This window comes from Variovorax paradoxus B4, assembly GCF_000463015.1.
In the GTDB taxonomy this organism is placed as follows: Bacteria; Pseudomonadota; Gammaproteobacteria; order Burkholderiales; family Burkholderiaceae_C; genus Variovorax; species Variovorax paradoxus_E.
The window spans coordinates 310,571-323,822 of sequence record NC_022234.1 but is presented as its reverse complement, the minus strand read 5'-3'; the positions used below and the strand labels follow the sequence as shown (position 1 = coordinate 323,822).

General features: G+C 68.1%; 12 protein-coding genes and 1 pseudogene. 10 read left to right on the top strand and 3 right to left on the bottom strand.

Annotated features, from left to right (window positions below):
- Positions 1–4: 4 nt before the first annotated feature.
- From VAPA_RS28650 to VAPA_RS28640, 3 genes are all read right to left on the bottom strand, one after another.
- Positions 5–2,218: a type VI secretion system Vgr family protein gene (locus VAPA_RS28650; RefSeq protein ID WP_021003708.1), complete on the bottom strand. Its 2,214-nt coding sequence runs from the start codon at positions 2,216–2,218 to the stop codon at positions 5–7.
- 99 nt (positions 2,219–2,317) lie between these two features.
- Positions 2,318–2,800 (bottom strand): Hcp family type VI secretion system effector, encoded by a 483-nt coding sequence (locus VAPA_RS28645; RefSeq protein WP_021003707.1) that lies wholly within the window; start codon positions 2,798–2,800, stop codon positions 2,318–2,320.
- A gap of 184 nt (positions 2,801–2,984) precedes the next feature.
- Positions 2,985–3,218, bottom strand: a complete 234-nt coding sequence (locus tag VAPA_RS28640) for a hypothetical protein (RefSeq protein WP_021003706.1) — start codon at positions 3,216–3,218, stop codon at positions 2,985–2,987.
- Between the two features lie 374 nt (positions 3,219–3,592).
- Between VAPA_RS28640 and VAPA_RS28635 the strand changes: the two genes are divergently transcribed.
- The 10 genes and pseudogenes from VAPA_RS28635 to VAPA_RS28590 all read left to right on the top strand — a co-directional run bounded on the left by VAPA_RS28635 (position 3,593) and on the right by VAPA_RS28590 (position 13,164).
- Complete coding sequence (locus VAPA_RS28635) at positions 3,593–4,492, top strand: LysR family transcriptional regulator (RefSeq protein WP_021003705.1); 900 nt, start codon at positions 3,593–3,595, stop codon at positions 4,490–4,492.
- 135 nt (positions 4,493–4,627) lie between these two features.
- A complete protein-coding gene (locus tag VAPA_RS28630) occupies positions 4,628–5,641 on the top strand; it encodes a Bug family tripartite tricarboxylate transporter substrate binding protein (protein WP_021003704.1) in 1,014 nt (337 codons plus the stop codon).
- 28 nt (positions 5,642–5,669) lie between these two features.
- Positions 5,670–6,578, top strand: coding sequence for an amidohydrolase family protein (locus tag VAPA_RS28625; RefSeq protein ID WP_021003703.1), 909 nt, complete (start codon positions 5,670–5,672; stop codon positions 6,576–6,578).
- Positions 6,575–7,562, top strand: a pseudogene (locus VAPA_RS28620) (Bug family tripartite tricarboxylate transporter substrate binding protein). The gene VAPA_RS28625 and the pseudogene VAPA_RS28620 overlap by 4 nt, the downstream one beginning before the upstream one ends.
- A gap of 40 nt (positions 7,563–7,602) precedes the next feature.
- Positions 7,603–8,292, top strand: a complete 690-nt coding sequence (locus VAPA_RS28615) for an RraA family protein (RefSeq protein ID WP_021003701.1) — start codon at positions 7,603–7,605, stop codon at positions 8,290–8,292.
- The gene (locus tag VAPA_RS28610; protein WP_021003700.1) at positions 8,289–9,215 is read left to right on the top strand and encodes an NAD(P)-dependent oxidoreductase; all 927 of its coding nucleotides are present in this window, start codon (positions 8,289–8,291) and stop codon (positions 9,213–9,215) included. Before VAPA_RS28615 ends, VAPA_RS28610 begins: the two co-directional genes overlap by 4 nt.
- A 74-nt stretch (positions 9,216–9,289) precedes the next feature.
- The gene (locus VAPA_RS28605) at positions 9,290–10,267 is read left to right on the top strand and encodes a tripartite tricarboxylate transporter substrate binding protein (protein WP_021003699.1); all 978 of its coding nucleotides are present in this window, start codon (positions 9,290–9,292) and stop codon (positions 10,265–10,267) included.
- 54 nt (positions 10,268–10,321) lie between these two features.
- Positions 10,322–11,278, top strand: coding sequence for a Bug family tripartite tricarboxylate transporter substrate binding protein (locus VAPA_RS28600; RefSeq protein WP_021003698.1), 957 nt, complete (start codon positions 10,322–10,324; stop codon positions 11,276–11,278).
- 7 nt (positions 11,279–11,285) lie between these two features.
- Positions 11,286–12,173, top strand: a complete 888-nt coding sequence (locus VAPA_RS28595) for an amidohydrolase family protein (RefSeq protein ID WP_021003697.1) — start codon at positions 11,286–11,288, stop codon at positions 12,171–12,173.
- Between the two features lie 64 nt (positions 12,174–12,237).
- The gene (locus tag VAPA_RS28590; protein WP_021003696.1) at positions 12,238–13,164 is read left to right on the top strand and encodes an SMP-30/gluconolactonase/LRE family protein; all 927 of its coding nucleotides are present in this window, start codon (positions 12,238–12,240) and stop codon (positions 13,162–13,164) included.
- The last annotated feature ends 88 nt before the right edge of the window (positions 13,165–13,252 follow it).

The window sequence follows — 13,252 nt, the reverse complement described above, 5'->3', positions numbered from 1 at the left end:
GTGCTCAGTTGAGGTCGATGTCCTTGCCGCTGACCTGCACCGGCCCGCTGGCGGAGAAGTCGAACGACGAGCCGTTGATGGTGACCATGCCATCCGAGGTCATCACCAGCGAGCTCTTGCCGCACACCAGCTGGATGCGATCGCCGGCCTGCAGGGTCAGCGTCTGGCCCACGTCCACGCGCTTGGACTGCCCGACCTGCTCGGTCTGCATCAGCGCCACACTGGTGTTCATTGCCGCGCCCACCGATACCTGGTAGCCGAGGCCGATGGTCAGCGCCTTGGCAAGGCCGATGGTCTCGGCCTTCGCCAGGGCCACCGTCTCGGCCTTGTTGCCGCCGATGGTCACCACGCGGTTGTCGCCGATGTCGATGGTCTCGTTCAGGTCGACGGTCTCGGTGCGGTTCTTGTGCACCGTGATGGTCTCGTCGAGATCCACGGTTTCGGTGCGGTTCTTGTGGATCGTGATCGTCTCGTTGCCGTCGACCGTCTCGGTGCGATCGTTGTGCACGGTGATGGTTTCGTCGTGGTCGACGGTTTCCGTGCGGTCGTGCTTCACATGCACGGTCTCGTCGTGGTCGATGGTCTTGCTGCGGTCGTTGCCCACCCAGTGCGTCTCGTCGCGCTCGACCTCGATGTCCTGGTTGCGCTCCGCATGCAGCCACAGCTGCTCCTGGCCCTTCTTGTCCTCGAAGCGCAGCGCATTGGCATTGGCATCGGTCGCGCCTTCGGAGCTGCGCGTGAGCAGGCCGCTTTGCGTGGCGTTGTCCGGCAGGGTCCACGGCGGCATGTTGTCGGCGTTGTAGACGCGCCCCGTGACGATGGGGCGGTCGGGGTCGCCGTTCTCGAAGTCGACGATCACCTCCTGGCCGATGCGCGGGATCTGGATGCCGCCGAAATTGGTGCCGGCCCAGGGCGAGGACACGCGCACCCAGCACGAGCTGTTCTCGTCCTTCGTGCAGTAGCGGTTCCAGTGGAAGCTGAGCTTCACGCGGCCGTATTCATCGGTCCAGATCTCGCGGCCGGCCGGGCCCGTGACGATCGCCGTCTGCGGGCCCGTGGTGCGCGGCCTGGGCACCGGCGGGGCCGATGCCCTGAACACCTTGCTCGTCGGAATCACCTCGAAATCGACGCGGCACTCGAATTCCTGCTGCGCACTGGCATCGCCCACGTCCTGCAGCCGCAAGCGGGCGTCCGTCACCAGGTACTCGCGGTTCGACTCGTTCTGGGGATGGCGCTCCAGCGTGACCAGGCAGCCCGGCACCACCGCGCGCAGGTTGCCCGAGCCGCCGGCGCGCTCGCCCTGGCTGCCGGTCTCTTCCATGCGCGTGCGCACCAGCTGCTCGCCTTCGGACTCCACCACGTAGTCGCCCGGCCAGCCATAGCGCTCCCAGGTGTTCTGCGCCGTCTTGCGCGGCATGGCGCTGACCTGCTGCAGCTCGGCCTTCGGGCGCTTGAAGTCGAAGTCGCCGATCACCCAGCGGCCGCTTTGCAGCGCCTCGCAGGCGTTGAAGCGGTCGCAATGCTCCTCGCGCACGGTGGCCTCCGCCGCATGGAAGGGAATGCGCTGGTAGCCCGCATGGGCGAAGGGCTGGTGCGACGCCATGTCGTCGACGATCACCAGCTTGTGACTGCTCTCTTCGTGCTCGAAGTAGAAGTACAGGCCCCACTCGTGCAGCAGCCGTGCGACGAAGTCGTAGTCGCTTTCGCCGTACTGCACCTGGAACTCGCGCGGCGGATAGCTGCGCACGGCCCGCACGTCGAAGGGAAGCCCGTACTTGCCGAGCACCTCCCTGACGATGTCCAGCACGTTCTGGTTCTGGAAGATGCGGTAGTCGCTGGTGCGCGTGCCCAGCGTGAGCCAGGGCTCGATCACGGCTTCGTACAGCGCACGCCGGTTCTCCAGACGCAAGAAGCGCACGCGCGTCACAAGGCCCGAGAGATGGCGCCGCTGCGGGCCCGAGCCCGGGCGTCCATCGAGCACGATGTGCGCCGTGAGCGCCTCGCCCACCAGCTGCTTGATGGCCACGTTGGCGGCCTGGCGTTCGTTGTAGCCGGGCTGCTCGGGGGTGGCCAGGGTCAGGGTGTAATGGAACAGCCTGCTGAGCCCTTCGTCGCCTTCGATGGCGATGGGCTCCAGGGCCGGCTCGCCGCCCAGCATGGGCATGGCCGACGATGAAACGCTGAGAACGCGCGCCAGCTGCGCGGAACCTGTTGGCATGAGATCCCCCTGGTCGTCGGGCTCATGGAACGAGCCGTGGCCGGAATGCCCGGAACCTCGGCTTCGGCGAGGCCCTGCGGGCAGAAAGGCAAAGGGAAATCAGGCTTCCCGGTTTTCCTTGATGTTCCAGGCCAGCACGGTCTCGGCGCCCTTGCCGCCCTTGTCGGTCTGCTCCCAGTACTGCTGCTTCACCTTCGCCGCCTGGAACGCGAACTGCACCAGCACCGCATCGCCGCTCTGCTCGGCCGTGTACTGCACCGACGTCACCAGCACTTCTTCCAGCGTCACGCGCGTGTATTCGATCTGCGAGCCACCCGCCTTGCACAACGACACTTCCACCTTGCTCAGGTGCTTGCCGCTGGCGCAGTTCTTCATCACCGACGGCGCCGCCTTGTCGATGCGCGCGAGCACCTGCAGGTCGTTGAAGCTCGCCTTGCCCACACCGCCCCCACCGCCGCTGACCATGTTGCCAGGCTGCGTGGCTCCCCATGCGAACGACTTGATATCCGTCCAGTCCTTGTGGTTCGAGTCCTTGGATTCGCCATTCGCGCCCTCGACGCGCATGAACATGTCTACTGCCATGGTGATTTCTCCTGGAGTCATTGAGAGTCATTGATCAGCCGTGACTCTAGTAAGAGTCCGTTACTCGTGCATGACCAAAAACTGCCCTCGAATTTTTTTAAAACTCGTTCGTGAATTTTTTCCGTCAGCAATACGAAGTAATTTCCGGCTCGATATTGCTTTCGAATTATTTTTTGCGTCGCCTTCATTCATGCGAGCTGCAGGACCGCCGCAGCTCGTCGTAGCCCTTCTGCGTGATGGTCAACACCTGCGCGGCTTTCTCGATGCCCGAGAGAGTCAGTGGGCGCGATGGTGCGGGAACGAATGCAACCACCAGTCCGGCGGCTTTCAAGATCCTGACCCTGTCGATGTCTTCAGGCGAGGTGATCGACTTGGGCAGGCGGGTCGATGCGATGCTTCGGAGCAGGTCCATGGTCATGGCAATCTCCTGGTTCAGTGATCGCTTGGGTCTGCGATCGATGAAGAGGATGCCGCCGGCCTCGAGGATCCGCACCGCAGGCGGATGCCAAAGGCAACCTCTACCAGCGCCGACGAGCATCCCTTGCAGTATTGCCCTCCGACATGAAGGGCAGATGACTTTGCAGCGAGCTGCCGCACCCTGTGGAGTAACGGGACGAAACTCTGTTGCCGTCGCAGTCGACGGCTGACCATACGCCCACGCTGGACAGGAAGCCCGGCGCCCGGTGTGCAGGGCGCTATATTGCGAACAGACCGTGTCCGCCGGCACATGACAAGACCATTCGCTCGAGAGCCTGACGCCACGCGTCGTGCAAGAGCCACCCAGGAGACATTTTGGATCTGCGCGACCTGCAGTACTTCGAGGTCATTGCCGAACTCGAACACATGGGCCGCGCCTCGCAGCGGCTGCACCGCACCCAGCCCGCGCTGACGAGTTGCGTCAAGCGCCTGGAGGAAGCCTGCGGCGCGGCCCTGTTCGAGCGAACGGGCCGCGGCATCCGCCTCACGGCCGCCGGCAAGGCCTTGCTCAAGTGGGCGCAGCGCACGCGCTTCGACGTGGAGAGCGCGCGCCGCGAGATCGGCGACATCGGCCGCGGCCTGGCCGGCAACATCCGCATCGGCATCGTGCCCACGGCCGCGCAGTTCCTGCTTCCACCGGCGGCGCGGGAGCTGATGGGCGAGGCGCCAGGCATCACGCTTCGCACGACGGTGGCGCTGGGCGACATCCTGACGCCGCTGCTGCGGGCCGGCGAGATCGACCTGATGGTCGGCACGGAGGGCACGCAGGAGCCGGGCTTCACCTCGAAACTGCTCGCCGAAGACCCCATCGTCGTTGCCGCAACCAGCTCGCACGAGATCTTCAAGAAGGCCAGGCCAACGCTCAGGGACCTGGCCGGCTACCGCTGGGTGCTGCAGCCGCCCGGCGCGCCGACGCGGGACTGGCTGGACCAGACCTTCGACCGCAGCCACCTGCCGCGGCCCCAGGTGCAGGTGGAAAGCACGATGCTGCTGATGCTGCCGAGCCTGATCGACGAGACCGGCCTGCTGAGCTTCATCTCGCGGCTGCACCTGCAGGAAGGCCGCTCGGGCGCGGCGCTGCGCGAGGTCAAGGTCCGGGGCGTGACGATGCGCCGACGCATGGTCGTCACCTACCGCGAGAGCGGCTACCTCTCGCCGGCAGCGCAGCGCCTGGTGGTGCTGCTGGCCAGACACGGGCGTTTTCGGTCGCGCTGATACCCCAAGCGGGATTTATCGGTTCCAAGAAATTATCGATTGGACCGCTGGCGAACCAGAGCCAATACTTGCCTCCATCGAACGCACCGGACCCGCTTCACAGGGCCGGGCAGTTCGGCCACTGGAGACAAGTTCATGCCCTCTTTCCCGCTTCGTGCCGGCGCTTCGCGTCGTCGTCTTGCCATCGCCGCCGCAGCCCTGGTGGCCGGCGCCACCCTCCTCGCACCCGCCGGCGCCTTTGCGCAGGCCTCCTATCCGTCGCGGCCGATCCGGCTGATCGTGCCGTTCCCGGCCGGCGGCGGCACCGACCTGATTGCGCGTGAGGTTGCCAACAAGGTCGCCACCAGCAACGGCTGGTCGATCGTCATCGACAACAAACCCGGCTCGGGCGGCAACCTCGGGGTCGATGCGGCCGCCAAGGCGGCGCCCGACGGCTACACGCTGGTGCTCGGCCAGACCAGCAACCTGGCGATCAATCCCACGCTCTACGCCAAGCTGCCGTACAGCCCGGAAAAGGACCTGGCGCCGATCGGCCTCGTTGCCAGCGCGCCGCTGGTGCTGGTGGTGGCGGCCGACTCGCCGTACAGGACGCTGGCCGACGTGGTGGCTGCGGCCAGGGCCAGGCCCGAGGCGCTCAACTACGCGAGCTCGGGCAGCGGCACGGTGGCGCACCTGGCGACCGAGCTCTTCCAGAAGACTGCCAGCGTCAGGTTCACCCACGTGCCCTACAAGGGCGCCGCGCAGGGATCGACCGACCTGATCGGGGGCCAGGTCCAGATGTACATGTCCTCGGTGCCGACACTGATCGGGCACATCAAGAGCGGCAAGATGCGCCCGATCGTCGTCACCTCGCGCAAGCGCACCACCGACCTGCCGGATGCGCCGACGGTGGACGAGTCGGGCTACAAGGGCTTCGAGGCCGCGACATGGTTCGGCGTGGCGGGTCCGGCCGGCCTGCCGAAGGACGTGGTGGCCAAGCTCAACGCGGCGTTCAACAAGGCGCTGCAGGACCCCGAGGTCAAGCGCAAGCTCGCCAGCCAGGGCGCCGAGGTGAAGGGCAGCACGCCGGAGGAGTTCGGCGCCTACATCCGCGAAGAAGCGGTGCGCTGGGGCAAGGTCGTCAAGGAATCCGGCGCCAAGGTCGATTGACCAAAGCCGCAGCGGATCGGGGCTCGCCATGCAGACGCTGGATGAAGAGAAGGTGACGGCACCGTTCTCTGCGGGACAAGGCCGCACGCAGGTCCGCGTGCCCGCCGGCGCATGCGATTGCCACGTGCACGTGTACGACGGGCGCGTTCCCGCCGTGCCGGGCGCGCGACTCATGCCACCGGACGCGAACGTCGCCGACTATCGGCAACTGCAGCGGCGCACCGGGACCGAACGGGTGGTATTCGTGACGCCATCGACCTACGGCACCGACAACCGCCCGATGTGCCAGGCGCTGGCCGGCTACGGCGACGGTTCGCGTGGCGTCGCCGTGGTCGACGAACTGGTCGGCGATGCGGAGCTCCAGATGCTGCATGCCGTGGGTGTCCGTGGCATTCGCCTCAACCTTTCGCTGGGGGTCGCGAAATCGCCGCAGCAACTCGAAGCGCTGGCGGCGCGTGCAGCGCCGTACGGATGGCACCTCCAGCTGCTGGCTGCGCCGGAGGTGCTGGCTGCACTCGAAAGCCGGCTCTTGCAGTTGCCGGTTCCCATCGTCTTCGACCATCTGGGGCGCATCCCGCCGTCGCTTGCACAACGGCATCCGGCCCATCGGCTGATCCATCGGCTGCTCGACGCAGGCCGGGCCTGGGTGAAGTTGTCGGGCGGCTACATCGTGAGCGAAGCCGGCCCGCCAGCCTACGCCGACGTCGCGCCGCTGGCGCGCGGCTACCTGCAGGCCGCTCCCGAGCGCGTCGTGTGGGGAAGCGACTGGCCCCACGCGTCGGCCACTGCGGGCCATCAACCGATGCCCGACGACGCCCAGCAGATGGAACTGCTCGCGCAGTGGGCCGGCGACGCGGCTGCCCTGCGCCGCGTGCTGGTCGACAACCCGGCCGTGCTCTACGGCTTCGATCTCCCTTCCCGCAAAGGACAACCATGACCCCGTTCCGCCGGCGCGCCCTTGCCGCCATCGCCCTGTCGCTTCTGGCCATTGCAACAGCGCCTGCCAAGGCACAAGGCGATTGGCCAGCCGGCCGGCCCATGACCTGGGTGGTGCCCTATCCGCCGGGGGGGCACGACGGATATCCTGGGCCGCGCGATTGCCTTGCGCCTGGGTGCATCGCTCGGCACAACGCTGATCGTCGACAACAAGGCTGGTGCCACGGGCACCATCGGATCCGCCTTCGTGGCAAGGGCCGCGCCCGACGGCTACACCCTGCTCGGAACCTCGATCGGACCGCAGGCCATCGTGCCCAACCTGGTGCCGAAGATGCAGTACGACCCGATCAAGGCCTTCGAGCCCGTCGCGTTGATCGGAACAATCCCGCACGTGCTGGTGGTCGGCAGCAGCCAGCCATTGCGCGCAGTGCGCGAACTCGTGGAGCGGGCCAAGGCCCAGCCCGACACATTGTCTTTTGCCTCCGGCGGCACCGGCACCATCCTGCAGATGCAGGGCGAGCTGCTGCGTCTGCAGACCGGCGCGCGCATGACGCACGTGCCCTACAAGGGCGATACGCCAGCCGTCCAGGACGTTCTCGCCGGCCACGCGACCTTCATGTTCGCGCCAGTGGCCGCAGCGCTGCCGCACATCCAGGGCGGCCGGCTGCGCGCACTGGCCGTGACCTCCGCGGCACGGCTCAAGGCCCTGCCCGACGTGCCGACCATGGGCGAGGCGGGCTTCAAGGACTTCGTGGTGGAGCAGTGGCAGGCCGTCTATGCCCCCGCCGGCACGCCCGCAGCGACGGTGCAGCGCCTCAACCAGGAGATCGTGCGCATCCTGAAGGACCCCGAAGTTGCCGCCATGGCCGACCGGCTCGGCATCACGCTGGTCGGCAGCACGCCACAGCAGCTTGCCGATACCCAGAAAGCCGACCTCGCCAAATGGGGCCGGGTCATCAAGGACGCCGGCGTCCGGATGGACTGAGCCCGTCCATTTACCTTTTTCCATTCCCGAGAGAGAACCCATGTCCTCCAACCCTCCCGACATCATTCGCAATTTCGAGCGCGTGCCCGCGCACATCGTGGCGCAGGCCGCGCATTTCCAGCCCGCCATCCTGGCCGACGTGGCCGGCCGCCGAGGCGCGATGCATGGCCGCATCAAGGCGCTGCGCCCGCGCATGAAGCTGGCCGGCTCCGCCTTCACGGTGGAGGTGCGCCCCGGCGACAACCTCATGATCCACGCCGCCATCGCGATGGCCAGGCCCGGCGACGTGCTGGTGATCGACGGCAAGGGCGACCAAGGCTCGGCGCTCATGGGCACCATCATGATGACGGCCTGCCAGAAGCTCGGCATCGCGGGCGTGGTGATGGACGGCGCCTGCCGCGACAGCCTCGAGATCGACGAGATGGACTTTCCCGTGTTCTGCGTGGGCACCAACCCGAACGGTCCGACCAAGAACATCGCCGGGCGCATCGGACATCCGGTCTCGGTCGGCGACGTCACGGTGCGCCCGGGCGACTTCGTGATTGCCGACGGCGACGGCGTGGTGGTGGTCGAGCGCGAGAAGATCGAGGCGCTGCTGCCCGCGGCGGCCCGCAAGGTCAGCGACGAGGCCGCACGCATTGCCGCCATCAAGGAAGGCGACACCGCAGTCAAGTGGCTGAACAGCGCGCTGCGCACGGCCGGCGTGCTCAAGGAAGGAGAGGCCCTGTGAGCACCATCGTGGTGACCGGTGCCGACCTCGCGCCGCAGGCCATCGCGCTGCTCGAGGGCCACGAGATCGTCTACGCCGGCAAGACGCCGACCGAGGACGACCTGGTGGCGCTGTGCCGCGCGCACGATCCCGTGGCCATCATCGTGCGCTACGGCAAGGTCGGCGCCGCGGTGATGGACGCGGCGCACTCGCTGCGCGTGATCTCCAAGCACGGCAGCGGCACCGACACCATCGACAAGGCCGCGGCCCAGGCGCGCGGCATCGAGGTGGTCGCGGCCGTGGGCGCGAACGCCGCCGCGGTGGCCGAGCAGGCGCTGGCGCTGCTGCTGGTCTGCGCCAAGTCGGTCGTGGCGCTGGACGCGCGCATGCACACTGGCCACTGGGACAAGGCCACGCACAAGAGCCTCGAGCTCGGCGGCCGCACCATCGGGCTGATCGGCCTGGGGGCGATCGGGCTGCGCTTTGCCCGCATGGCCGATGCGCTGGGCATGCGCGTGATCGGCTTCGATCCCTATGCCGCGAATCCTCCGCCGCATGTGACGGCCGTCGACCTGCCGGCGATCTGGCGCGAGTCCGATGCGATCTCGCTGCACTGCCCGCTGACGGAAGACAACCGCGGCCTGGTCAACGCCGGCACGCTGGCCCGGTGCAAGCGCGGCGTGATCCTGGTGAACACCGCGCGCGGCGGCCTCGTCGACGAGGCGGCGCTGCTGGCCGCGGTGCGCTCGGGCCAGGTCGGCATGGCGGGCCTGGACAGCTTCGCGGTCGAGCCCATGGCCGCGGGCCATCCTTTCCAGGGCGAGAAGAACTTCGTGCTGAGCCCGCACATCGGCGGCGTGACCGGCGATGCCTATGTGAACATGGGCGTCGGCGCGGCGAAGAACGTGTTGCACGTGCTCGCCCGGCAGCCGGTCGCGAACTGAACTTCGGCGGCGCCACGTCCGCCGAACGCGTGCCTGGCAAACGCGCCGCAGCTTCCAACAACGAGAGACAAGCTATGAAGATCCATCTGGCGACCGTGTCGCTGGCCGTTTCAATGGGGCTGTGCGCGGCACTGCCCGCCGCTGCACAGACCGCGTGGCCCGCCAAGCCGGTACGAATCCTTGTGGGTTTTTCCGCGGGAGGCCCGACCGACACCGTCGCGCGCGCATTCGCCGAGCATGCCGCGCGCGCGCTCGGCCAGCCTTTCGTGGTCGACAACAAGCCGGGCGCCAACACGATCCTGGCGGCGGAAGCCGTGGCCGCAGCCGCACCGGATGGCTACACCTTGCTGCTGGGTGCGACCAACCACACGATGATCCCGGCGCTCTACAGCCATCGGGTGAAATTCGACGCAGTCCGTTCGTTCGCCCCGGTGTGCTCGCTGGCAGCGAGTCCGACGGTGCTGGTGGTCGGGCCGACGATGGCCGCCAGCACGGTCGGCGAGTTTCTGCGGGAGGTGAAGGCAGCGCCCGGCAAGCGCACCTATGCCACGCCGGGAAGCGGCAGCTCCGGCCATTTCGCGAGCGAACAGTTCACGCGGCTGACCGGCACCTCGATGAACCACATTCCCTACAAGGGCGCCGCCCAGGCCATGACCGACCTGATGGGCGGACAGGTGGACAGTTCCTTTGCAACCCTGGGGTCGGTCCTCCCGCAAGTGCAAGCCGGCAAGCTGCGCGCACTCGCGGTCGCCGCGCCCAAGCGTTCGGCGCTGCTACCGGGCGTGCCGACCTTCGAGGAGGCCGGCATCAAGGGCTACTCCGCCGACGCCTGGTATGGCCTGCTGGCGCCGGCGCAAACGCCGCCGCAGGTCCTGGCCGCGCTGCGGCGCGTGGCGACCGAGTTTGCCAGCGCGCCCGCGACGGTGGAGAAGCTTCGGATGCTCGGAATGGAAGCGCGGAGCACCTGTGCCGAAGCGTTCGGCGCGCAGCTCGCCAACGAAGTGAAAGCCTATGGCGAGCTCGCACACGCCCTCGACCTGAAAGCAGAGTGAGCGGATGCGCTGCGCTCTTGCTCCTGCCTACCCAACCATTCATCGAGACGACACATGAAAACCTTCATCCGCCGCGTGCTGGCGATCTGCTTCCTGGCTGCAGCCTCGGCGCATGCCGCCTTTCCCGAGCGTCCGATCACCTTGGTCGTCCCTTACGCGCCCGGCGGCTCGGCCGATGCGCTGGCGCGCGTGCTCGCCGTGCGCATGGGCGTGAAGCTGGGCACCAGCGTGATCGTCGACAACCGCCCCGGCGCGAGCGGGACCATCGGCGCGAGCATTGCCGCCAAGGCCCCGGCCGACGGCTACACCGTGCTCTACGACGCCACGCCCTACTCCATCAATCCGCACCTGTTCCCGCGCATGCCGTATGCGGCCAATGCGCTGCAGCCGCTGGCGCTGGTCTCGCTGGCGCCGAACATCCTCATCGTCAGGGCCGAGTCGCCGATCAGGGACGTGAAGGACCTGGTTGCCAAGGCCAAGGCCGCACCGGGCAAGCTGAACTTCGCCTCCGGCGGCAGCGGCACCGTGCAGCGGCTGGCGGCGGAGCTGTTGCGCCAGCGGCTCGACCTCGACATGGTGCACGTCGGCTACAAGAGCGGCGGACCCGCCATCGTGGACGTGACCGGCGGCCAGGTCGACTTCATGTTCAGCACCATCGCGGCGTCCTATCCGCTGGTGTCCTCGGGCAAGCTGCGGGCGCTCGCGATCTCGTCGCCCGAGCGCTCCAGGCGCCTGCCGGACGTGCCGACGGTGGCCGAATCGGTCGTGCCGGGCTACGAGGCCTTCGAGTGGAACGGCCTGCTGCTGCCGGCCGGCACGCCCGAGCCCGTCGCCGCGAAGCTGCACAAGGCGCTGGTCGAGGTGCTGAAGGAAGAAGAAGTGAAGCAGCGCTTCACCGACGTCGGCGTGCAGGCCGTCGGCTCCACGCCGGCCGAGTTCGCGGCCTTCCTGAAGAAGGAAGACGCGAAGTGGGCCGAGGTGATCCGCCAGGGCAACATCAAGCTCGACTGACGCGCCAATGGCCGATCTCCCGCTCAGGCATCCCGTGCCGCATTCGGTCGGGCTCGATCGCCCGTCGCGCAGGCTGCCCGCCAACGCCTGCGACAGCCACATGCACATCTTCGATCCGCGGTTCGCGCCCTCGCGGCACTGGAAGCGGCAGCCGCCCCGCGCCGAGGTCGCCGCCTATCGCCAGCTCCAGAAGCGGCTGGGCACGTCGCGCACGGTGGTCGTGAACCCGTCGACCTATGGCACCGACAACGCCTGCATGCTCGACGCGCTGGCGCGGCTCGGAACGAGCGCGCGCGGCGTCGCGGTGGTCGGCGCCGAGGTGAACGATGCGCAGCTCGAGCGCCTCGCGGCGCAGCGCGTGTGCGGATTCCGCGTGAACTTCGTGACGCCGCAATCCTGGGGCGCCACCACGCCGGAAATGCTGACGGCGCTCGCACGCAAGGCGGCGCGCCTGGGATGGCACATCCAGGTCTTCGTCCACCCCGGGCAGCTGGTCGAACTGGCGCCGTTGCTCGAGGCCTTGCCCGCCTCGCTCGTGATCGACCACATGGCGCGCATCGATCCCGCCGAAGGGCCGGCCGGCGCCGCCTTCGCCACGCTGCGCCGGCTGCTCGACAGGGGCAACACCTGGGTGAAGCTGTCCGGCGTCTACATGCGCTCGCGGGAGGGCGCGCCGGCCTATGGCGACACCCATGCGCTGGGGCGCGCGCTGGTGCAGGCCGCGCCGGAGCGCATGCTCTGGGGCAGCGACTGGCCCCACACCACAGAGGCACCGGGCACGGTCGACGACGCCGGCCTGGTGGACGTGCTGCGCGCCTGGTGCGGCGATGACGGCGTGATGGACCGTATCCTCGTCGACAACCCGGCACGGCTCTACGGCTTCGGCGAGGCCTGACCGCCACCAACACGCCGCACCTTCCTTCACACCCTGCGGCGCCGGCGCCGCGACGGAGACACCCTTGTTCCTTCTGCAGCCCCCCGAAGTCCGAGAACTCGAAGTGTTCACGCGCATGCCCGGCGCCCTGCGCCGGCGCGAGCCCAGCGCCTGGGCCGACGCCAACCGCGGCGGCCAGGCCACCGACTCGTTTCTCGAGGGGCCGGTGTTCGACGAGGCCGGCAACCTCTACGTGGCGGACATCCCGTTCGGCCGCGTCTTCCGCATCGATCCGGCCGGTGCGTGGACCCTGGTGGCCGAATACGACGGCGAGCCGAACGGCATGAAGTTCCTGGACGCGCACACGCTGCTCGTCACCGACTACAAGAATGGCCTGATGCGCATCGACGTGCGCACCGGCGCCGTCACGCCTCACCTGCAGCGGCGCAACACCGAGCGCTTCAAGGGCGTGAACGACCTGGTGCTGGACGCGCAGGGCAACGTCTACTTCACCGACCAGGGCCAGACCGGGCTGCACGACCCCACGGGCCGCCTCTACCGGCTGCGGCCGGACGGGCAGCTCGATCTGCTGCTGGGCAACGTGCCCAGCCCGAACGGCGTGGCGCTCTCGCCCGACGGCAAGCTGCTCTACCTGGCGGTGACGCGCGGCAACTGCGTGTGGCGCGTGCCGCTGCTGGCCGATGGCAGCGTCGCCAAGGTGAGCCAGTTCTTCACCTCGTACGGTCCGAGTGGACCCGACGGCCTGGCGGTCGATGCGAAAGGACGCGTGGTCGTCGCCAATCCGGGCCTGGGCTATGTCTGGCTGCTGAACGCCCGTGCCGAGCCGGTCATCGTTCTTCGGGGACCGGCGGAGGCTTCCACGACCAACCTTGCCTTCGGCGGCAAGGACCGCAGCACGCTCTACGTGACCGATTCGACCCATGGGAACATTCTGATGGCGCAGCTGGACGCGCCGGGATTGATGCTGCACCGCGGGCGGCGCGGAGCCTGAGTCCTCCGAAACGTCACGCGGCTTCGTCGAAACGTCGAGAAGACTGCCGCCTTCGCCGTTCTGCTCTCTACCGCCTGCCAGCCTTCGC